We start from the raw sequence: 20,839 nt of genomic DNA on the forward strand, positions 1-20,839 counted from the left end.
GGCTGTTTGAGTGGGTCGTCGGGGCATGGGGGTGGATTACGGATGGCCGGTCGGTTCGAGCGAAAAAACGCCACAGCGAGGGCCGCGCAACCCTTATATAGAGTACGGACGGCAGTTCGGCTACTGGCGCGTCAGGCCGGCCCCGGCTTTTTGAACAGGAAGATGTCCCGCGCGGCTTGCTCGCTTGCGAGGCCTAAGCGTTCCGCCAGCCAGCGGAGCGTGTGCGCGCTGTAAAAGGCAAGGTGGGTGGGATCGTTCTTGTATTGCCAGCGCTCGAAGCGCTCGCGGCTGATGACCGGTTGGGTCATCACGGCCAGCCAGGCGCCGGGTTTGAGCAAGGCGGCCAGCCGCGTCCAATCTTCGGCAGGCCGGCGGAAATGCTCCACGGTTTCGGTGCAGGTGACAAAGTCATACGTCCGTTCGAGGGCGCCGCTGTCCGGCCGATAATGCGGGTCGTACAGAACCATGGGCATGCCCGCTTCTTCCAGCATCCGCGCCAGCGCCGGACCCGGTCCGCAGCCATAGTCCAGCCCTTCCATGCCGGGTTTTACACGTTCGAGCAGCGGTGGCAGCAAGCGGCCGAGGAAGCGACGATAACCGGCGTCGTCAGGATCGTTATCGTGCAGGTCGTAGACGGCTTTTTCCGCCGAGGGGCTCAGCTGGCTTGCCGGGTCGGCATAGACCAGTCCGCAGTCGGGGCAGCGAAAATAGCTCCGCCGCAGGTCCGCCGTATAGAACTCCGCGGAGCGGTGACACAGCGGGCAGTCGGGCGCGGGCATGTCCGGCGGCCCCCGCTCATGCTATCGCCTGCGCCAGGCGGCGCAGGATGCCGTCCGGTTCTGCTACCGCCGATGCCGCGATGGCGTCGGCCCGCGCCTGGGTGTCGGCCACCGCGTAGATGCGTAATTCGTCGGCGTTGCCCGAAGGCCTGAGGTGCGCCACGTCGCCGTTGTCGAAATAAATGCGCACGCCGTCCACGAAATTGAGTCCGTCGATGGCGCCGAATCCCAGCTCCGGCGTGAAATACGCGCCCAGCTCCCGCCGGACTCCATCCAGCGCCTGGATTTCGGCCGCTGTGGGCTCCAAGGCCTTGCCGTCGGCCGCAAGCGCCATCCAGCCGTGCGTCGAGTGCCGCGCGTCGGCGATCCCGGAATCGCCGGGCGAGAACCGGCTGACGATGGCCAGGCCCTGGCTGCGCGGAAACTGCTTGATGAGGGCCGCACGGCTGTAACGCCTGGGCAGGCGGTCGAACAATCCGCCCAGGCTCGTTCGCTGCGCCTTCGCCGACGAAAGCACGGCGATGATGGGCAGGACGGCGTCGCGTGTGGGCAAGGCCGCCAGGGTCTTGCCGTTCTTGCTCAGCTCGGTTCCGGTGAGGAAGCCGCCGTTGGCCTCCCAGCCGCACACCGATTGTTTGCCCTTCAGGCGCGCCGCTTCCATGCCGGCGATGACGTAGGGCGAGCCGATGCGTGTCTTGGCCTCGACGAGATCTTTCAGGCCGCCCCGGTCGATCGCATCGTTGCAACTGATGGGCACGACCACGGCGTCCGGGGCCAGGTATTCGGCCGCCACCATGCCGACCAGATCGCCGCCGAAGAAGCGCACGGCGCCGGTATCCGCGTCGACGCCCAGTATGAGCGGGCGGTCGCTGTCGCCGTCCGTGGAAACCACCGCGTCGATGCGGCCGTGCCGGGCGCGGGCCTCGTCGGCCAGTGCCTGGATGGCGGCGAGTTGTGCGGCGTCGATGTTCTCGGTGTCGATGGGTACGAAGCTTTCGCTGCGGCCGGCGGTGAAAGCTTCCGCGCCCAGTCGCCGCAGGATGTCGACCAGCAGGTCCCGGCCTACCGCGGAATGCTGGTAGACCACAAGGCGCAGGCCGGCCAGGGCCTCCGCGCCGAAAAATTCTTCGTAACGCCCGGCATAGGCCGCAGCCGCTTCATCGCTTTCGGCTCCCAGCGCGGCATGGCCGGCCTTGAACAAGCCCCGCTCGTCGAAGGGCGAGTCTTCGTAGGCTTGGCCGTACAGCCTGGCCCGCACCTCCTCCACCTTGCGGTTGATGGGCGACTCGTGATGCTTGAGCAGTTCGCCCCGCGAGGTGTTGGTCTTGTAGCCGTTGCGGTCGAAAGGAATATGGCTGCCGGTCACCATGATGCTGCCCTTGCCGCGCGATACGCCATAGTAGGTTAGGGCCGGGGTTGGGATGCGTCCGAGATTGACGGCTTGCATGCCGGCCGCACCGATGGCGTATTCGATGGCCTGCGCCAGTTCCCCGCGTTTGGGCTCCCCCTCAAGGTAGGCGCTGGAACTGGGCCTGAGGTCGTAGGCGTAATAAAACGCATCGCCCCGCACGATGCCGCCTTCTGCGCGCGGCAGGGATTGCAGGTATTCGAGCTCCGCGAGGGCATTGACCACGATCTCCAGCTGGCTGAGATGCACCAGCAAGCCGCGCCGCCCGCTGGTGCCGAATTGCAGGGGAACGGGCGCTTGCGCGAGGCGTGAAGCCAGGCTGCCGGGCGGGAAGTTCGCGTAGCTCATGGGTCGTCTAGGTCCGGGAAATGGGGCGCTAAACTCTAGCGTATCGCCGGAGGGAAGTCGAAGACCCGGAGTCGGCCGGATGTGCCGAGTGGCTGCGCGCTTCCGCTCGCTTGTCGCCGACCCCATGCCCAGATAAGCACGGTCCGTCAAGCCCGTTTCTGTCCCTATATCCCTTCCTGCGCATCGCTGGCATGATTCGGGATTCAATGCCGGATTTTCGCCTTGTGTCCGAAATGCCGTGAATTCGAATGACGCGAAATGGTTAGTTGCATGGGTTTTGCAAGGGGGTTATGGGGCGCTCGCAACCTGGCGTTCAGCGGCCGACGGGAAGCATCCAGCGTCGAGGCGCGACGGAGGTCTCACGGGTGGCGGATGCCTCGGTGGACCGTGCATAGCTTGAAGGCAGCCGCAGGCTGGCAGATAGGCGCCGGCGCCTTTTCGGATGTATGCCCTGTGGAGTGCCGATAGGATGTGGTGCGTAGCCAGTGATTCAGAGATATTCATACCCCGGACCGCTATCATGAGGGAGATGCGCGTTTTCGTGTTTACCGCGACCTCCGTTACGGAGGAAAGGGCATTCGTCAGGCGTTTATTCGCCCGATTGAGGTGGGAGTTTCGCGGCATCGTCGAACTGCGGCCGGAATTTCGTGCGGAGCGCACCTATTTTTCGCCGGACGAAATCAGTGCGGCTGCGCTTGCAGCGGCGGAGGTCGGCGTATTCGTCTTCTTCGGCGCCGGGCATCCGTTTGTCGGCGAGGCGCTTACCGGGTGCGACCAGTTCGTCTACCGTCTCGCGTCGGCCCCGAACCTGCCGCATGCTCCACCGCGGAGTGCCGTGGATCAACGGGCGGAAAGCCATCCCGGCGGCGCGAGAGGGCGGGGCGCGGTCCTCCGGGCGTTCGATTCTCTGGCCGACCTGGAAGACAGCCTGCTTCGCGACCTCCGGCTGTGGTTGACCGTCCGGCTGGGGCCGTGTGCGGGGGCGGGCCGGACGGCCTTCGCCCCTTATCCGGGATTGCGGCCTTTCGAACTCGACGACGCGAGCTTGTACTACGGGCGTACCCGCGCCGTGCACGAAGCGCTGGAAGAATTGCGCACGCAGGCGGAGAAAGGCGTGCCTTGCCTGCTGATCCATGGCGCGAGCGGAGTCGGCAAGTCCTCGCTGGCCCGCGCCGGTCTTTTGCCGGCCCTGTTCTGCGACGGGCCGATCAGCGGCTGGCGTTATGCCTTGCTGAGTCCCGGCGCTCGGGGCGGGGCGGATGTGTTCGACGAACTTGCATCCTGTCTGCTCGCGAGTGACGCCCTGCCCGAATTCGCGGGGGATTACGGCTCCGGCGCGCTGGCGGAAGCCTTGCGCCGCTACCCCGATGTGCTCATCCCGGCCCTGCGGACTACGTGGGAGCGCATCGCCCGGCCCGCGGTGGATGAATCCGGCGAGGCGAAACTGGTACTGCTCATCGATCCGCTGGATACGATGCTGGATACCCATAGGGTACCGCTGGAAACCCGCCACCGTTTCGCCCGGGCATTGTCCGCCTTGGCCAACAGCGGCCTGGTCTGGATCGTCGCGACCGTGCGCAGCGATTACGACGATGTGCTGGCGGGCGATTCCGATTGGCGCCATTGGCTCGGTGACTCCGGGCATTACTGGCTGCCTCCGCCCACGCGCCAGGAACTCCGGCAGATGATAGACCTGCCGGGGGAGCGCGCCGGCATGGTCTTCGAAGACGACCCCGAGACCGGCAAACCGCTGAACGAACTCCTGGCTTATTACGTAATTCGGGAGCCGCTGGTGTTCCCCGTACTCGGCAAGGTACTGGAGCGTCTTTACCTCGAATGCCGGGACGAAGGCGTGGTCCGCGCCCGCGCCTATCGCGACTTGGGTGGCTTTCCCGGGACACTCGCCGCGCAGGCGGGCGCCTTGCCGGGCGGCATGGCCGGGGAATGGCGGGATGCCTTGTTTTCCTATCTGGTGAGTTATGGCATAGGGCAGACCGAACGGCCCACGCGTCGGCGCGCCTTGTTTCGGGAGCTGCCCCGCAGCCGGCAAATGGCCGCCCTGGTCGAAGCCTTGGTCGGCGCCCGCCTGCTATGCGCGCATAGCTCGGAGCAGGGCCCGGCGTTGACGCTGGTTCATGAAGCCCTGCTGGGGCACTGGTCCGTGCTGAGGCTATGGGTCGAGAATCATCGCGGCTTCATGCGGGTGCGCGATGGCGTGGCGTCGGCGCTGGTGCAATGGCAGCAGCATGCGCGCGACGCCACCCTGCTCCTGCCCAACGGCGAGTTCCTGAGGCAGGCGAGGCGTTGGGCGCGCGGCGCCCCGGCCTGCTTCAGCAAGGAGCAGGCGGAGTACTTGGAGCGTTCGTACCGGGTCGCCCGGTCGCGTAGGCTGAAACGCTACGCGCTGGCCGGCGTCCTGCTTCTGTCGGTGCTGGTGCCGGTCTGTTCGGCATATTGGGGCACACCGCAGCGCTTCTGGTCATCGTCCCACCGGATGACCGCCTGGTTGAAGTAAGTCGCGTGTCAGGCGGCGTGGCGCGCCGCGGCGGCCTGGTCCAGCAGCCAGACCAGTTTTCCGGCCGGCTGGATGCGGCCGGCGGGCAATGCGCCCTCACCGTGCCCTTCGCTGAATACCCGTGCAACCGCTTCCGCCTTGTCCGCGCCGGTCACCAGGAACAGGACGTTGCGAGCCCGGTTGATGAATTCCAGGCTCAGGCTGATGCGCCGCGGCGGCGGCTTGGGCGAGTTCTCCACGCCGATCACCGTGCCGCCTTGGGGCCAGGTGTGGCCGGGAAAGAGCGAGGCGGTGTGGCCGTCCGGCCCCATGCCCAACAGGATCAAATCGAAAGCCGGTGCGTCGGACCCGAAATAAGCCGCCAATTCGTCCGCATAGGCTAGCGCGTCCTCGGCCGGCTTGGCGCCCGCGGTCGGAACGGGGTGGATCTGGTCCGGCGGGATGGGTACGTGATCCAGCAGCGTTTCCCGCGCCATGCGGTAGTTGCTGTCGGGATGATCGTGCGGCACCTGGCGCTCGTCGGCCAGGAAAATATGCACGCGCGACCAGTCTATGCGCTCGATCCACGGTGTTTGCGTCAGCAGCCGGTGCAAGCGTTGCGGCGTCGAGCCGCCGGACAGGGCGAGGCTGAAGCGCTCGCCCGGATGAGCCGAGAGCAGTGCGGCGAAACGTTCGGCCGCTTCCGCAGCGACCGCCTCGGCATCGGGCAGAATCAGTGTTTCCGTCGTCATCTTTCAGCGCAGTCGTTTGTAGTGATTGATCAGGCCGTTGGTGGACGAGTCGTGGCCTTCCACCGGCTTGTCGTCTTCCAGCTCCCCCAGGATGCTGCGCGCGAGCTGTTTGCCCAGTTCCACGCCCATCTGGTCGAAGGAGTTGATGTTCCAAATCGCGCCCTGGACGAAGATCTTGTGTTCGTACAGTGCGATCAGCATCCCTAAAGTGTGCGGGTCGAGCTGGCGGTAGAGGATGGCGTTGGAGGGGCGGTTGCCGGGAAACGCGCGCGCCATGGACAGCCGGTCCAGCACCTCGCCGGTGACGCCCTCCTCTTCCAATTCGGCGCGCGCCTGGTCGCGCGACTTGCCGCGCATCATGGCTTCCGGCTGGGCCAGGAAGTTGGACAGCAGGATGGCGTGGTGCGCCCCCAGGTCGTGATGGCTGCGGGCGGCGGCGAGGAAATCGCAGGGTATCAGTTTGCTGCCCTGGTGGATGAGCTGGTAGAACGCATGCTGCCCGTTGGTCCCGGGCTGGCCGAAGATCACCGGGCCGGTGCTGTAATCGATGGGGCAGCCGTCCAGGTCGACGGTCTTGCCGTCGCTCTCCATGTCGGCCTGCTGCAGATAGGCCGGCAGATGCTCCAGATATTGATCGTAAGGCAGGATGGCCTGGCTCTGTGCGTCGAAGAAGTTGTTGTACCAGATGCCCAGCAAAGCCATGACCACCGGGATGTTGCGCTCGAAGGGTTCGACCCGGAAATGCTCGTCGACCTGATGGGCACCGGCCAAAAGCTCCTCGAAGTGGTCCATGCCTATCGCTACGGCGATGGGCAGGCCGATCGCCGACCACAGCGAGTAGCGTCCGCCGACCCAATCCCAGAACTCGAACATGTTGGCCGTGTCGATGCCGAACTGCGCCACCCGCTCGGCGTTGGTGGAAACCGCCACGAAATGACGGGCGATGGCGTCTTCGTCGCGCGCCTTGGCGAGGAACCAGTCGCGCGCGGAATGCGCGTTGGTCATGGTCTCCTGGGTGGTGAAGGTCTTGGAGGCCACGATGAACAGCGTGGTTTCCTGATCCAGTTCACGGACGACTTCCATCAGGTCGGCTTCGTCCACGTTGGAAACGAAATGCACCTTCAGCCCGACCTTGTGGAAAGGGGTCAGGGCCTTGACCACCATCTTGGGGCCGAGATCGGAGCCGCCGATGCCGATGTTGACCACGTTGGAAATGGGCTTGCCCGTATAGCCTCGCCATTCGTGCGAGCGCAAGGACTCGCTGAAATGCCGCATCTTCTGCAGGACGCGGTTCACTTCGGGCATCACGTCATGGCCGTCGACCCGTATGGGGCGCTGAGAGCGGTTGCGCAGGGCGACATGCAAGACGGCCCGGTTTTCCGTCACATTGATGCGGTCGCCGCGGAACATCGACTCGATCCGGGCTTTCACATCGGTCTCATGGGCCAAGTCGACGAGGATGCGGAATGTCTGGTCGGTGATGCGGTTCTTGGAAAAGTCGAACAGCAAATCGCCGAGCTGCAGGGAAAAACGCTGAAAGCGCCCCGGTTCGTGAGCGAACAAATCCCTCATATGCAGCTTGGAGGTTTCCCGAAATTCCTCCTGCAGAGCCAACCAAGCCGGCTTGTGGGTGAGTTGAGGCATAGACAGTTGTCCTTTGCTCGTTGCGCATGGTTTTTTGATAACTTCTTATTTTAGCCTTGGCTGGGTAACGAAAAATACCCCGCCATGGAAAATCATGTCGGATCGATGCAAGGCGCGCTCCGCCGAGCGACTCCGGCCGCTTGGGCGATGCGGTTATAATGCCCGCCGATCTTACGTTTCCGGAGCATCCGACATGAGCAGCGCACACAAACCCTGGGGAGGTCGTTTCACCGAGTCGACCGACGCCTTCGTCGAAGCCTTCACTGCCTCGGTAGACTTCGATCAGCGCCTGGCGCCCTACGACATTCAGGGCTCCATCGCCCATGCCACCATGCTGGAGCGCATCGGTCTGCTCACCCCTAAGGACCTGGAGGCCATCGTCAAGGGTCTGGAAAAAATCCGCGACGAGATCGAGCGCGGCGACTTCCATTGGGCCGTCCAACTGGAAGACGTGCACATGAACATCGAGGCTAGGCTGACCGACCGCATCGGCGACGCCGGCAAGAGGCTGCACACCGGCCGCTCGCGCAACGATCAAGTCGCGACCGACGTGCGCCTGTATTTGCGGGCCGAGATCGACCTGATTCGGTCCGAACTGGTCCGCCTGCAGACTGCATTGATCGACCTGGCCGAGCGCGAGGCGGATACCATCCTGCCGGGCTTCACCCATCTGCAGGTTGCCCAGCCCATCACCTTCGGCCATCACCTACTGGCCTGGAACGAAATGCTGGAGCGCGACCGCGAAAGGCTGGCCGACTGCCGCAAGCGGGTCAACGTCATGCCCCTGGGCGCGGCGGCCCTGGCAGGCACCAGTTACCCGCTGGACCGCGAGCTGACCGCGGAACTGCTGGGATTCTCGCGTCCTTCGGCCAACTCCCTGGACGCGGTCAGCGACCGCGATTTCGCTATCGAATTCGCCGCCGCGGCCAGCCTGATCATGATGCATTTGTCGCGCTTCTCCGAGGAGCTCATCCTCTGGACCAGCGCCCAGTTCGGTTTCATCGACCTGCCCGACAAGTTCTGCACCGGCTCGTCCATCATGCCGCAGAAGAAAAACCCGGACGTGCCCGAACTGGTGCGCGGCAAGTCCGGCCGGGTGTATGGCCATCTGGTCGGCCTGTTGACCCTGATGAAGAGCCAGCCGTTGGCTTACAACAAGGATAACCAGGAGGACAAGGAGCCGCTGTTCGACACCGTCGACACGCTCAAACACTGCCTGCGCGCCTTCGCCGACATGATGCCGCACGTGGCGCCCCGACGGGCCGCCATGCTGGAGTCAGCGCGCAAGGGGTATGCGACCGCGACTGATCTGGCGGATTATCTGGTGCGCAAGGGCGTGCCCTTCCGCGACGCCCACGAAATCGTCGGCAAGGCCGTGCGTCTCGGGGTGGAAAGCGGCCGGGATCTTTCGGAAATCGCGCTGGACGAGTTGCAGCAATTTTCTGCACACATCGCCGACGACGTGTTCGAGGTACTGACCCTGGAAGGCTCGGTGGCGGCCCGCGACATCATCGGAGGAACCGCGCCGAAACGCGTGCGGGAAGCGGCCGGGAAAGCGCGCAAGCGGCTGCAAGCGGCCTAGGCGCTCGCAGCCGCTGCGGGGGAGGACTTATTTGAAATAGTCCCAGGGATACTCGGGGCTCAGGATAGGGCGAAAGCCGGGTGGCACGGGAAACGGGGCGGTGAGGAATTCGTAAACCCCGACCAGTTCGCGGGTCACGATCATGCCCACGCCCAAGGCCAGGCCGACGGGTATGCCTATCGGGCCTTTGGCCCGCGTTTCCTTGACGATGTTGCCGGGCAGTTCCAGGACACCGCAGGTCATGCCGGCCAGGCCGCGGCCGAACTTTTGCGCGGAGTCGGCCTGCGCGCCGCTAGCCAGGGTCATCAGGGCGAACGCGGTCGCCAGGGTCAAAGTGCGAAATTGCTTCATTTTTTCTCCAGGTTGTCACAGTTTTGCGTGAGTACCGTCGCAAAAGGGTCGGTTGTGGGTGTGTTTGCAACCGCAGAGCCAAACCTGCTTGGTTTCCGTCAGCTCGAAGGCGACCGGGGTGAATTCCGTGCCTTTGTGCGATCCGTCGCAAAACGGTTGCTTGGCCGAACGGCCGCAGGCACACCACCAGTACTTGCCGGCTTCCAACTCGATTCCGTAAGGGGCTTTTTGAGGCGAGAGGGGTTCGCTCATCATCGTTCTCCAGTTGAAAAGGAAAGTCACGCGGGCGCGATGATACGCGCAAGCGTCATTGCGGCAACAGGTACATTGGTCAACCGTTCGTACGCCTGCCGAAGCAGAGCAAAATTCTTCCATGATCACTGAACCCATAAATGGACTTGTCCCGGCCGTACCGGTCGGTCTGTTGCTGGCGGCAGGCTCCGGCAGCCGCTTCGGCGCGGACAAGTTGCAGCAGTCCCTGCCGAACGGCTTATGGCTGGCCCAGCAGGCCTGCCGCAACCTGGTGCTGGGCATAGGCCGTGTCGTCGCCGCGGTGCGCAGCGAATCCGAACTGGCCGAACGGTTGCGGGCCGAGGGGGCGGAGGTGGTCGTCTGCGCGGAGGCGGAGGGCGGTATGGGGATCAGCCTGGCCTGCGGAGTGCGGCATGCATGGGGAGCCGGCGGGTGGCTCATCGCCCTGGCGGACATGCCCTGGATCGAACCCGAGACGATACGCAGCGTCGCGGGTGCCCTTCGGTCGGGCGCTCCGATCGCCGCGCCGGTGTTTGAGGGGCGGCGCGGCCATCCGGTCGGCTTCGGCCGCGAATTTGGAGCCCGGCTTGCGGCACTGCAGGGCGACGAAGGCGCGAAAAGCCTGCTGCGCGCGCACGCCGACCAGTTGCGATCGATCGCTTGCCGAGACCCGGGCATTCTGCGCGACGTGGACGTTCCGGCCGATTTGCCCGAGGGATCGAGTGGTCGCGAGTACGCCTAGGGTCCATCGATTCGAAATGCCCCTGGGGGTGCCGAGTTCCTTTGTCTTCCAGGTTGACATTCCCGTTGGCCGAAACGGAAGAGGCCCCGACGATGCGGGGCCTCTACACGTGTGCGACGGGCTATACCGTGGTCGCGGCTAGGCCCGACGTTTGCGGGCGAACGCGGCGAGACCCAGCAGACCGGGCGCGAAAAGGGAAATGGCGGCCGGCACAGGAACGAGCGCCGTGGAACTTACGGTCAGGTTGTAGAAGAAGTCCGTGTCGCCGTCTCCAGAATTGAAGCCTGAGTCGCCGTGACCGCTGACCGCCACGAAATAAGTTCCGAAGGCGGGTGTGGTCCACGTCAGCAGGGAGTCATAACCGGCGCCGCCATTGTCGGCGAACTCCAACAAGGTGCCATCGTCAGAAAACAAGCCCACGATCGGATCGTCATTGAGTTGGGGGCCATCCGGCGTGTGAACCTCGATGGTCAGGAGTTGGCCGGCACCGGCAGTGAAACTATAAAAATCCGCTCTGTCGTCGTCGTTGACCTGTACGCCGAATACGTTGACGCTGCCGCGGACGCCGAACAAATTGACGCTTTCGTTAATGTCGAGATCGCCCAGGAACTGCGAATTTTCCAGGGTTGGCGATGAGTTGTCGTTGGTCAGATCTTCATAGGAAACGGCGGCCTGCGCCGAGTTGGCGGCACCCAGGCCGAACGCCAGCAGGCTCGTCGCCAGGGCAAGCGATTTCATATTCATGAGGTGTAGCTCCTTAAAATTTATGGCTGGTTGAAGACACTCATGGGCTGTGCGCTGGCCTCGCCCTGCTGAGCCCGCTAGTCAAGCAAACACGATGCCACTAGTATTTTTCTTTATAAGTCAATAAATTGACGATTATGACCGGGCGCTTTGTAACGCAGACTTTACAAGTCGAACGGTTCGCGGGCAGGGGCGAAGCCGGCGTCCGAGATATTGAACTGTTTTCGCCCTCAATGGTAGTTTGTCTCCCATGAACATCCGCTCGAACATTTTCGTGTCCTTTGCATTCCGACTGTGGCCTTGGGTTGCTACCCGAAGCCGCGGCGAGTTGAGCTGAGTTCTTCCAGACGTGCCAACTTAACCACTGCGGGCCAGCCGCAGTCGGTTATGTCCGGTCGGGGCCCGCGCCAGACAGCGAGGCTTCCATGACCACCGTCCATCTCCCTCCCCGCCGCTTAGTCGACAGTGCCCCCTTGAGTGGCAGTCTGCTCGTGGCCCTGGCCGCTTTCGGTTTCTCGGCGAAAGCCGTATTGGTCAAGCTGGCTTATGGCCATCAGGTCGATGCCGTGACGCTACTGGCCATGCGCATGGCGTTTTCGCTGCCGTTTTTTCTGCTCATGGCCTTGTGGCGCCGGCCCGCAGGCGGGGCTGGCGGGATATCCGCCGCGGACGGATGGGCGGTGATCGGTCTCGGGCTGTTGGGTTATTACCTCGCGAGCTGGCTGGATTTCTGGGGCCTCGAGTTCATCTCCGCCGGTCTCGAGCGCTTGATACTGTTTCTTTACCCCACTCTGGTCGTGCTGCTGTCCTGGCTGATGCTGGGGCGCGCGATAGCGGGACGGGAGGTCGTCGCGCTGGTCCTCAGCTATATCGGGATAGCGCTGGTCGTCTATCGGCAGATCACGACCGGATCAGCCGATCTGATCCTCGGCGCCGCGCTGGTTTTCGGCAGCGCGGTCGCCTACGCGCTTTATCTCCTGGGCAGTCACGGGGTCATCGCCAGATTGGGCGCCACCCGCTTCACCGCCTATGCGATGACGGCGGCGAGCGGAGCCTGTTTGGTCCAGTTCGCGCTGACGCGTCCGCTCTCGGCCCTGTTCGTGGATGCGCCGGTTTACGCGCTGGCTCTCGCCATGGCGATCTTCTCGACCGTCCTGCCGTCCCTGCTGTTGTCCTTGGGCATACAGCGCATCGGCGCCAGCCGGGCCGCCCTGGTCGGCAGCCTAGGCCCCGTGGCGACCATCGCCCTGGCCCATGTGTTCCTGGGCGAAGTCCTGAGCCGGGAGCAAAGCTTGGGCGCGCTGCTGGTCATCGCCGGTGTGCTGTGGGCCGGCCGCGGAAAAAATTGAAGGGTCGGTTGGCGCGAAGATTCCGGCGGACGCGCCTAGCGGTAGAATGAACCGGTCGAATCCACTCACCAAGGAAAGCCCATGTCGCTCATCAAAACATTGAATCCCAAGCAGGCCTACGACGCGGTGCGGGCCCAACCCAACGCCGTGCTGCTGGACGTGCGCGACCGCATCGAGTTCGCCTTCGTCGGCCATCCCAAGGGGGCGGTCAATATTCCCTGGAAGGATGCGCCGGACTGGAAGCCCAATCCGAATTTCGTCGACGAGGTGCGCCAGCGCATCGCCAATCCCGACACGCCCATTTTCCTGCTCTGCCGCAGCGGCCAGCGTTCGCTGGATGCGGCCAAGGCGCTGGCGACTGCGGGTTATCTGGATCTGAGCAATATCGACGAAGGTTTCGAAGGCCCCCTGGATGCCGACAAGCACCGCGGCACCCTGGGCGGGTGGCGCTTTTATGGCTTGCCTTGGGAGCAGAATTGAGCCACGCCCGGCGAAGTCGTGCCATCTGGGGGGCGACGCTGGTGCTGGCGTTGCTCTTCGGCTCGGCCGCGCGAGCCGAGTTCGAGGCGCAGCGTCCTCTGTTCGCCAAGGCCGAGGAGGCTCTTGCGCAGAACCGGCTGGACGAGGCTGACAAGTTGATCGAAGCCCTGCGCGGCTATCCTCTGTATCCCTGGCTCAAGGCCAAGCGCACGGCGCTTTCTCTGGACGATACCGCGTCAACGGAAGCGATAGACCGTTATCCCTGGACGCGGCAGACCGAGATCCTGCGCGCCCGCTGGCTGGAAAAGCTGGCGAATGCGGGCGACTGGGCCGCCTTCGAGCGCTATTACCGCGACACCGAGCAGCCGGCCCTGCAATGCGCCCATAACCTGGCGCTGCTGCAGTCAGGCCGGGCCGCGGAGGCCTATGCCGGTGCCGAAAAGCTTTGGGCCAGCGGCGAGACGCGTCCCGCCCTGTGCGAAAGGCTGTTCGCCGCCTGGCGGACCGGCCCCGGTTTCGATAACGGGCAGATCTGGAAGCGCTTGAGTCTGGCCCTGCTAAAGAACAACGGGGCTCTGGCTGCTCAACTGGAAGCGCTGTTGCCGCCGGGCGAGCGCGAGCGTGCGGCCTTGCTGCATCAGGTTCACGACCATCCCAGGCTGGTTCTCGCCTGCCAGCATAGTGAGCGGCCCGATGCCGTGAGCGCCAGGGTGTTCGTCCACGGCATCGAGCGGCTGGCCGCGGAAGAGCCGCTGCTGGCGCAGGCCGCCTGGGCCCTGAATCAGCCCCGTTTTCCTCTGGATGCCGAAACGCGTGCGCGGCTGGACCGCAAGCTGGCGACGAATCTGGCCACCGATCGCTACGATCAGGCCACGGCGTATCTGCTTGCCGTGCCGCCGGCGCACGCCGATGCGCAGACGCGCGCCTGGCGGGTGCGGGCGGCTTTGCGCCAGCAGGATTGGGTCGGCGTACTCGAGGCTTTGTCCTTGATGTCGCAGGAGGAGCAAAGCCAGGCGCAATGGCGCTACTGGCACGGTCGGGCGCTGGAAGCCCTGGGTCGCGGCGCGGAAGCCGCCGATCTGTACCGGCAGGCGGCGGTCGAGCGCGATTTCCACGGCTATCTGGCCGCAGACCGCCTGGGCCAGCCGTATCCTCTAGTCGACCGTCCCGCCGATGTCGATGCGTCCGTGACGCAACGCCTGCTTTCCAGTGAGGCCCTGGTCGCCATAGCCGAGTGGCGCGCGCTGGGGCGCGACGGCGAAGCGCGCGCGGAGTTTGCCTTCACCCTCCGGTCGCTGGGGCAAGCCGACCAACTGGCCGCGGCCAAGCTGGCCCAGCAATGGGGCTGGGACGCCCTGGCTATCAGCGCGGCCGCCAAGTCCGGCGCCTGGGACGATTTATCTTTACGCTTCCCGCTGGCTTTTAAACCGGCGGTGATGGAGCAGGCCACTCTGCAGGGTTTGAATCCGGCTCTCCTCTACGGCCTGATCCGGCGGGAAAGCGCCTTCGATCCGGGGGCGGGCTCGTCGGTCGGGGCGCGCGGTCTGATGCAGTTGATGCCGGCCACCGGCGAACAACTCGCGCGTCGCTTCAACGAAAAACTCCCCGGCGGCGACGCCTTGTTCGAGCCGGAACGCAATCTGCGCTATGGTTCGGCGTATCTGCGCGGTCTGCTGGACCGCTTCGGCCATTTCGCCCTGGCCGCGGCGGGTTACAATTCGGGGCCTAACCGGGTCGATCGCTGGCTGCCCGTTTCTGCGCCGATGCCGGCCGACATCTGGATAGAAACCATCCCGATCGCAGAAACCCGGCAATACGTCAGCGCCATCGTGGCCTACGCCGCCGCCTACCAGTTGAGGCTGGGATTGCCGACGGCGCGCATCACGTCCTGGCTGCCGGACGTGCGGCCGGGAAACGGGGCGAACGCCAAGCCGGATCGGGTGGCGGCGGTGCCGGTATGCGAAAGTGAGAAGGGAACGTACTGAATTTATTCTCCGGCTGAGGGATAATGGTCGCCTTTTATCAGCGCGCGCTCCAGGAAACTATAACTACAATGCAAAAGCAGCACAGCTACACCCGGGACGAATTGCTACAGTGCGGCCGGGGTGAAATGTTCGGCCCCGGCAATGCCCAGCTCCCCTTGCCCCCCATGCTGATGTTCGACCGCATCAGCCATATCGACTCGAAAGGCGGCACCCACGACAAGGGACTCATCGTCGCCGAACTGGATATCCAGCCCGATCTGTGGTTTTTCGGCTGCCATTTTCAGGGCGATCCCGTCATGCCGGGCTGCCTGGGGTTGGACGCCATGTGGCAGATGGTCGGCTTCTATCTGGGCTGGATGGGTGGCCAGGGACGAGGCCGGGCGCTGGGCGTGGGCGAAGTGAAGTTTCGCGGCCAGGTCTTGCCGCAGCATAAACAGGTGACCTACCGTATCAACCTGAAGCGGGTGATACTGCGCAAGCTGGTCATGGGTATCGCCGACGCCGAGATGGAGTGCGACGGTAAGATAATTTACGAGGCGGTCGACTTGCGGGTGGGCCTCTTCACTTCCACAGACGCTTTCTGAGGGAGTTGCCGAGATGAGACGAGTAGTGGTTACCGGCCTGGGTGTCGTGTCCAGCCTGGGCAACAACAAGCATGAAGTTACCGACGCGTTGCGCGAGGGCCGTTCAGGCCTGGCGCTCAGCGAGGAATACCGCGAGCTGAATTTCCGCAGCCATGTTTATGGCCCCATTCGGCTCGACGTGGACGAGCTGATCGACCGCAAGATACGCCGCTTCATGGGCGATGGTGCGGCCTTCAACTATCTGGCCATGCAGGAAGCCATCGCTGACGCCGGCCTGGAGGCGGACGACGTTTCCAATCCGCGCACCGGTCTGATCATGGGCTCGGGTGGTCCGTCCACGGGCAACATGCTGTTGGCCTGGGACAGTTTCCGGGAAAAAGGCGTGAAGAAGGTCGGCCCCTACATGGTGCCTCGCTCCATGTCCAACACCAACTCCGCCTGCCTGGCGACGCCTTTCAAGATCAAGGGCGTGAACTATTCCATCAGCTCGGCCTGCGCCACCAGCGCCCACTGTATAGGCAGCGGTGCCGAACAGATCCAGCTAGGCAAGCAGGACATCGTATTCGCCGGCGGCGGCGAGGAAATCCACTGGACCATGACGGTGCTGTTCGACGCCATGGGCGCCCTGTCCTCCAAGTACAACGACACTCCGGAAACGGCCTCGCGCCCCTACGACGAGACCCGCGACGGCTTTGTCATTTCCGGCGGCGGCGGGGTGCTGGTGCTGGAAGAACTGGAGCACGCCAAGGCGCGCGGCGCGAAGATCTATGGCGAACTGGTGGGCTACGGTGCCACTTCGGACGGTTACGATATGGTGCAGCCCTCCGGCGAAGGCGCGGTGCGCTGCATGCTGCAAGCCATGGCAACCACCGCGGGCTCGATCGATTACATCAATGCCCACGGCACCAGCACACCGGTCGGTGATCTCAAGGAGTTGCAGGCGGTGCGTGAAGTCTTCGGCGACCACATTCCGCCCATCGCCTCGACCAAGTCCCTGACCGGCCATGCCCTGGGCGCAGCGGGCGTGCACGAGGCGATCTACTCGCTGCTGATGCTGGAAGCCGGCTTCATCGCCGCCTCGGCCAACATCACCCAGCTCGACCCGCAGGCCGATGGTGTGCCGGTGGTGCGCCAGCGTATCGACAACCCCAAGCTCGACACCGTCATGTCCAACAGCTTCGGTTTCGGCGGCACCAACGCCACCCTGATCTTCCAGCGCTATGCCGGATAAGGCCGCCGCGCGATCCGCTCCGCCCGAATCGGGCGGGGCGATCGCCGAACACCCCATCGTATTCACGCCCCCCGCCCACTACCGGCCCGAAGGCCTGAGCGAGCGGCGGCGCTTCGAATACAACAAGTTGAAGAAGCGCCTGCGTCGCCTGGTCGGCGAGGCCATCGCCGACTTCAACATGATCGCCGAGGGCGACAAGGTGATGGTGTGTTTGTCGGGCGGCAAGGATTCCTACACCCTGCTGGACATCCTTCTGAGCCTGCGGGTGAACGCGCCAGTGTACTTCGACATCGTCGCCGTCAACCTGGACCAGAAGCAGCCCGGCTTCCCCGAGCACGTGTTGCCGGAATATCTCGCCGGCATCGGGGTGCCTTACCACATTATCGAGCAGGATACCTACAGCGTGGTCAAACGGGTGGTGCCCGAGGGCCAGACCACCTGCGGGCTATGCTCGCGTCTGCGGCGCGGCGCGCTCTACCGTTACGCGTCGGATAACGGCGTTACCAAGATCGCTCTAGGCCACCATCGCGACGACATCCTGGAGACCTTTTTCCTCAACCTGTTCCACGGCGGCAATCTCAAGGCCATGCCGCCCAAGCTGTTGAGCGACAACCGCAAGCACATCGTCATCCGTCCGCTGGCCTACTGCAAGGAGCGCGACATCGAGGCCTACGCGCGCATCCGCGACTTCCCCATCATCCCTTGCAATCTCTGCGGCTCGCAGGAAAACCTGCAGCGCCGAGCGATGAAGGAAATGCTCAAGGAGTGGGAAAAGAAAACGCCGGGCCGGCTGGACTCCATCTTTTCCGCGCTGCAAAGCGTTGCTCCTTCGCAACTGGCCGACCGCACCCTGTTCGATTTCGCCAACCTGGAATCCCTGCGCGGCGGCGCCGCGGAGTCGGCGGCGGACGAGTCAGACGGGCTCGACATCCTCGGCGCCTGAGGGCGCAGTTTGAAATAGCGAGGCTTTTCGACTCGACAGGAAGGATACCGGTAGGAGCGACCGATAGGTCAAGTGGATTGCATCGCCGCGGCGAAAGTCCTATCGTGCCGACTCCACAACCATGGAAAAACGAGGGGTAAGCGCTATGAACAAACTACTTGGTTTCATCCTCGCTCTGATCGTTACCGCTCCCGCGTTCGCGGGCAAAACCTACCAGGTGACCGGCCCGGTCGTGGAGATCACCGACACCGCCGTCGTCGTGCAAAAGGGAAAGGAAAAGTGGGAAATCGCCAAATCTGCCAGCACGCCGGTTAAAGGTGATTTGCAAAAAGGATCGAAAGTGACGGTGGAATACACGATGTCGGCGACCAATATCGAAGTCAAACCCGGCGCGCCCAAGAAATAACCCCAGCTCGAAGTAGGGCGGATACCCGGCAGGGTGATCCGCCAATCAAGCAGCGGAAAATCAAACCATCCTCGACTCATCACAAAACGCTGGGGAACGGCTGGCACCGTGGAGCGTTTTCCCTCCGGCGGAACCGAATAAAAACCGGTTCCGCCTTACGCAGGTGCCGAAACCGTATTACTCCCCTTACAATCGAACCATTGGATGTGATCCAGTTGGGCCAGCACGTACTCGTTGTCCCGAGCCTCGAAGCTTGAACGGGTGCCGAAATCCGGGTCCGATGAGATGAAACTGCCGGGCCAGCCCCCGACAAGGATACTGAAATAGCGCCTCATCCCCAACGCCTTCCCGAGGATAGATGCGAGGCATTCTCCCTTCTTATTGTTTTTGACAATTAAATCAGCAGCCGGTACGCGTGCGGCACCCGTGGGGTTTTTCATCTTCGAGCTACCCCCGCCGAAGCAGGTGATGAGCAGAATGCTCTGGTGGCTCTTGGCCAGGCCGCCTGTCTCGAGCATTTCGGCCAGCTCACTCGCCGTGATCGCCACATCGCCCGCCTTGCCGTTCATTGCCAACGTACCGTCGCCCAAGTCGCCGTGGCCCGCGATTATGAGAAGGTCATCGTCCCCGACGTCCCTTAGGGTCACAGGTGGTCTCTGCCAAACGATTACTTCAAACTTCAGCCCGCTTTTGCGCAGGTCTTCTACATCCTCTTTCAGGACATCGTCTTCGGAATAATTCTTGAATGGGAAGAACAGAAAAATCTTGGCCATGATGCACCTCCAGTCGCAGGGCCCGGCGAATCTATCTTCGAGGTAACCGGCGCTGCGCGCCACGAAAGGAAAACGAAGCCATGAACGACCAGACACAGACACCCTCAACGACGCCAACAGGCGCAGCGTCCGCGTTGACCGTGGAGTTAGGGGCCACGCGGGCTGTGCTGCTGGTTGGGAGGATGGCTATCAAGGTTCCGCGGTTGAGTACATGGCGGACGTTCTTGAATGGGCTGCTCGCCAACATGCAAGAGCGTGAGTTCTGGCGCACGCGGTGGGCTGAGTTATGCCCTGTGCTGTTTTCGCTTCCCGGCGGATGGCTGGTTGTAATGCCAAGAGCGAAGCCACTGACGGATGCGGATTGGTGCGCGTTTGACACGGAAGAGTTCATCGAACGGAGCGACGGAGTAATCCCGGTCGAAGAAAAGCAAGACTCGTTCGGATGGCTGAATGGGCGCATCGTGGCAATTGACTATGGCACCTAACTTCGGGGTTGTCGTCAGGGGCGGTGCCGGCGTGGCGATATAATGATCGCTGCTACGCAGCCGTTTCGCGTGGTTCACTGACGTCGCACTAACGATAGTGCAAAGTAACCCGTTTTCCAGCGCCTCCCGGAGAACCGCACGGTTTCATCGCGCTCCATCTCCCACAAAAGGATTAGTTCGCCGTTCGTCGCCGAAGGTGGATACCGGTCCGTGTCCCGGTATGAAAACCACATCATCGCCGAGCGGAAATAATTTTTCGCGGATACTGCGGATGAGCGCGTCGTAGTCGCCGCGGGGGAAGTCGGTGCGGCCTATGGAACCTTTGAACAGAACGTCGCCGACGATGGCGAGGCGCGCTTGGCGGTGGAAGAAGACGATGTGGCCGGGGGTGTGGCCGGGGCAGTGCAGGACTTCCAGGGTTTCGTCGCCGAACTGCACGGTGTCGCCCTCTTCCAGCCAGCGGTCGGGGGTGAAGGGTTCGACGGGCGGAAAGCCGAACATCTCGCATTGCTTGGGCAGCAGGTCTATCCAGAACTGGTCTTCCTTTTGCGGCCCTTCGATGGGGATGCCCAGCCGCTGGGCCAGTTCGGCAGTGCCGCCGGCGTGGTCGATGTGGGGATGGGTCAGGAGGATCTTGACCAGGCGCACGCCCGCTTCTTTCGCCGCGGCGAGAATTTCGTCCAGATCGCCGCCCGGGTCTATCGCCACGCCTACTCCCGTTTCATCGGTCCACAGCAGCGTGCAGTTTTGCTGCAGAGGGGTGACGGCAATGACTTGGGCTTTTAGGCTCATGGGCGCCCCTCAATCGGCTTCATCGACGTCCACCTGCCCGGTCAGGCGCCGGTGTAAGTGCGACCAGGACAGGCCGACGGCGAGCACGATGGCTACGACCACGAGAGTGAGGTAGGTGATGACGACCTGATCGTCCGCGGCGAACAAATCGAGCTCTGCCGCGAACCAGATGATGCCGGCGCACAGCGCCACAGTCAGAACCACTCCGAAAAAGCCGAGGGATAAACGGGTGGCATTGAGGAAGATCGCCCATCCAGCCAGCAACACGGCGCCAGCTAGGAATTTGAGGGCGTGGGAGTCTGCCCAGGACTTGTCCGGCCCGTCGTAGGTCGGCACGATCAGCCAGTGGAAATAGGACAAGCCGCCGGGGTTATAGGTGGCGAAGACCAGTAGCAGCGCCAGGGCAAAACGGACGAGAAAGCCGCTGGGACCGAAAGTGTTATTCATGTTTTATCCCTGTAGTTTCGAAAGGGCTCCAGTCGTAGCCCGGCGTGCGTCGTGATAGCCGGGGATCTCGGGAGTGCGCGGCAAAAATATACCGCGTGCGCGATCGGCATGGATATCGGCAAAGCGCAGCCAAATGCGATGTCCCGCAGATGATGGGGCCGAGGCGCGGGTCGCATGAGGGTGGACGCGGGGTCCTTAGTCGCTGACCGGCTTCGGTCCGATGTCTCGGGGAGCCACCAGCCTATCGTCGGTTGGTTTGACGCACACT

At 63.4% G+C, this 20,839-nt stretch carries 21 protein-coding genes; 11 read left to right on the forward strand and 10 right to left on the reverse strand.

What is annotated here, in order from left to right:
• Window positions 1–131: 131 nt before the first annotated feature.
• Window positions 132–779 carry a class I SAM-dependent methyltransferase gene (locus tag JWZ97_RS15395; protein WP_205431020.1) on the reverse strand — a complete coding sequence of 216 codons (648 nt, stop codon included), beginning with the start codon at window positions 777–779 and terminating at the stop codon, window positions 132–134.
• Between the two features lie 16 nt (window positions 780–795).
• Window positions 796–2,535 carry a hypothetical protein gene (locus JWZ97_RS15400; RefSeq protein WP_205431022.1) on the reverse strand — a complete coding sequence of 580 codons (1,740 nt, stop codon included), beginning with the start codon at window positions 2,533–2,535 and terminating at the stop codon, window positions 796–798.
• Window positions 2,536–3,055: 520 nt separating this feature from the next.
• Here JWZ97_RS15400 and JWZ97_RS15405 point away from each other — a divergent pair.
• Window positions 3,056–5,050 carry an ATP-binding protein gene (locus JWZ97_RS15405; protein WP_205431024.1) on the forward strand — a complete coding sequence of 665 codons (1,995 nt, stop codon included), beginning with the start codon at window positions 3,056–3,058 and terminating at the stop codon, window positions 5,048–5,050.
• Between the two features lie 8 nt (window positions 5,051–5,058).
• Here the strand turns inward: JWZ97_RS15405 and pgl are convergent, their stop codons facing one another.
• Entirely contained in the window at window positions 5,059–5,781 is a 723-nt protein-coding gene (gene pgl / locus JWZ97_RS15410; protein WP_205431025.1) for a 6-phosphogluconolactonase, read from the reverse strand.
• Between the two features lie 3 nt (window positions 5,782–5,784).
• A complete protein-coding gene (gene pgi, locus JWZ97_RS15415) occupies window positions 5,785–7,425 on the reverse strand; it encodes a glucose-6-phosphate isomerase (protein ID WP_205431027.1) in 1,641 nt (546 codons plus the stop codon).
• 193 nt (window positions 7,426–7,618) lie between these two features.
• Between pgi and argH the strand changes: the two genes are divergently transcribed.
• Complete coding sequence (gene argH, locus JWZ97_RS15420) at window positions 7,619–9,007, forward strand: argininosuccinate lyase (RefSeq protein ID WP_205431029.1); 1,389 nt, start codon at window positions 7,619–7,621, stop codon at window positions 9,005–9,007.
• Window positions 9,008–9,034: 27 nt separating this feature from the next.
• Here the strand turns inward: argH and JWZ97_RS15425 are convergent, their stop codons facing one another.
• A complete protein-coding gene (locus JWZ97_RS15425) occupies window positions 9,035–9,358 on the reverse strand; it encodes an exosortase system-associated protein, TIGR04073 family (protein ID WP_205431031.1) in 324 nt (107 codons plus the stop codon).
• Window positions 9,359–9,373: 15 nt separating this feature from the next.
• Window positions 9,374–9,610 (reverse strand): CDGSH iron-sulfur domain-containing protein, encoded by a 237-nt coding sequence (locus JWZ97_RS15430; RefSeq protein ID WP_205431035.1) that lies wholly within the window; start codon window positions 9,608–9,610, stop codon window positions 9,374–9,376.
• 121 nt (window positions 9,611–9,731) lie between these two features.
• On the opposite strand from JWZ97_RS15430, the gene JWZ97_RS15435 reads away from it, so the two are divergent.
• Window positions 9,732–10,352 carry an NTP transferase domain-containing protein gene (locus tag JWZ97_RS15435; RefSeq protein ID WP_205431036.1) on the forward strand — a complete coding sequence of 207 codons (621 nt, stop codon included), beginning with the start codon at window positions 9,732–9,734 and terminating at the stop codon, window positions 10,350–10,352.
• A 138-nt stretch (window positions 10,353–10,490) separates the two neighbouring features.
• On the opposite strand, the gene JWZ97_RS15440 is transcribed toward JWZ97_RS15435, so the two are convergent.
• A complete protein-coding gene (locus JWZ97_RS15440) occupies window positions 10,491–11,096 on the reverse strand; it encodes a DVUA0089 family protein (RefSeq protein ID WP_205431038.1) in 606 nt (201 codons plus the stop codon).
• A gap of 425 nt (window positions 11,097–11,521) precedes the next feature.
• Between JWZ97_RS15440 and JWZ97_RS15445 the strand changes: the two genes are divergently transcribed.
• The 7 genes from JWZ97_RS15445 (at window position 11,522) to JWZ97_RS15475 (ending at window position 18,074) form a co-directional block, all read left to right on the forward strand.
• Window positions 11,522–12,445, forward strand: coding sequence for a DMT family transporter (locus JWZ97_RS15445; RefSeq protein WP_205431040.1), 924 nt, complete (start codon window positions 11,522–11,524; stop codon window positions 12,443–12,445).
• A gap of 81 nt (window positions 12,446–12,526) precedes the next feature.
• Entirely contained in the window at window positions 12,527–12,925 is a 399-nt protein-coding gene (locus JWZ97_RS15450; protein WP_205431042.1) for a rhodanese-like domain-containing protein, read from the forward strand.
• Window positions 12,922–14,910: a transglycosylase SLT domain-containing protein gene (locus JWZ97_RS15455; protein WP_205431044.1), complete on the forward strand. Its 1,989-nt coding sequence runs from the start codon at window positions 12,922–12,924 to the stop codon at window positions 14,908–14,910. Before JWZ97_RS15450 ends, JWZ97_RS15455 begins: the two co-directional genes overlap by 4 nt.
• 68 nt (window positions 14,911–14,978) lie before the next feature.
• Window positions 14,979–15,494 (forward strand): 3-hydroxyacyl-[acyl-carrier-protein] dehydratase FabA, encoded by a 516-nt coding sequence (fabA, locus tag JWZ97_RS15460; RefSeq protein WP_205431046.1) that lies wholly within the window; start codon window positions 14,979–14,981, stop codon window positions 15,492–15,494.
• A gap of 13 nt (window positions 15,495–15,507) precedes the next feature.
• Complete coding sequence (fabB, locus tag JWZ97_RS15465) at window positions 15,508–16,725, forward strand: beta-ketoacyl-ACP synthase I (protein ID WP_205431048.1); 1,218 nt, start codon at window positions 15,508–15,510, stop codon at window positions 16,723–16,725.
• Window positions 16,715–17,668 (forward strand): tRNA 2-thiocytidine(32) synthetase TtcA, encoded by a 954-nt coding sequence (gene ttcA / locus JWZ97_RS15470; protein ID WP_205431050.1) that lies wholly within the window; start codon window positions 16,715–16,717, stop codon window positions 17,666–17,668. The genes fabB and ttcA overlap by 11 nt, the downstream gene beginning before the upstream one ends.
• Before the next feature lie 145 nt (window positions 17,669–17,813).
• The gene (locus JWZ97_RS15475) at window positions 17,814–18,074 is read left to right on the forward strand and encodes a hypothetical protein (RefSeq protein WP_205431051.1); all 261 of its coding nucleotides are present in this window, start codon (window positions 17,814–17,816) and stop codon (window positions 18,072–18,074) included.
• A gap of 155 nt (window positions 18,075–18,229) precedes the next feature.
• Here JWZ97_RS15475 and JWZ97_RS15480 read toward each other — a convergent pair whose 3' ends face one another.
• Window positions 18,230–18,847, reverse strand: a complete 618-nt coding sequence (locus JWZ97_RS15480) for a hypothetical protein (protein WP_205431052.1) — start codon at window positions 18,845–18,847, stop codon at window positions 18,230–18,232.
• 80 nt (window positions 18,848–18,927) lie between these two features.
• Between JWZ97_RS15480 and JWZ97_RS15485 the strand changes: the two genes are divergently transcribed.
• Window positions 18,928–19,332 carry a hypothetical protein gene (locus JWZ97_RS15485; protein WP_205431053.1) on the forward strand — a complete coding sequence of 135 codons (405 nt, stop codon included), beginning with the start codon at window positions 18,928–18,930 and terminating at the stop codon, window positions 19,330–19,332.
• A gap of 144 nt (window positions 19,333–19,476) precedes the next feature.
• Here the strand turns inward: JWZ97_RS15485 and JWZ97_RS15490 are convergent, their stop codons facing one another.
• On the reverse strand, window positions 19,477–20,124 hold the full coding sequence (locus tag JWZ97_RS15490; RefSeq protein WP_205431054.1) for an MBL fold metallo-hydrolase: 648 nt from the start codon (window positions 20,122–20,124) through the stop codon (window positions 19,477–19,479).
• A 9-nt stretch (window positions 20,125–20,133) separates the two neighbouring features.
• Window positions 20,134–20,571 carry a DUF6524 family protein gene (locus tag JWZ97_RS15495; RefSeq protein ID WP_205431055.1) on the reverse strand — a complete coding sequence of 146 codons (438 nt, stop codon included), beginning with the start codon at window positions 20,569–20,571 and terminating at the stop codon, window positions 20,134–20,136.
• Between the last annotated feature and the right edge of the window lie 268 nt (window positions 20,572–20,839).

The sequence above is a fragment of the Methylococcus sp. EFPC2 genome (assembly GCF_016925495.1).
GTDB lineage: Bacteria > Pseudomonadota > Gammaproteobacteria > Methylococcales > Methylococcaceae > EFPC2.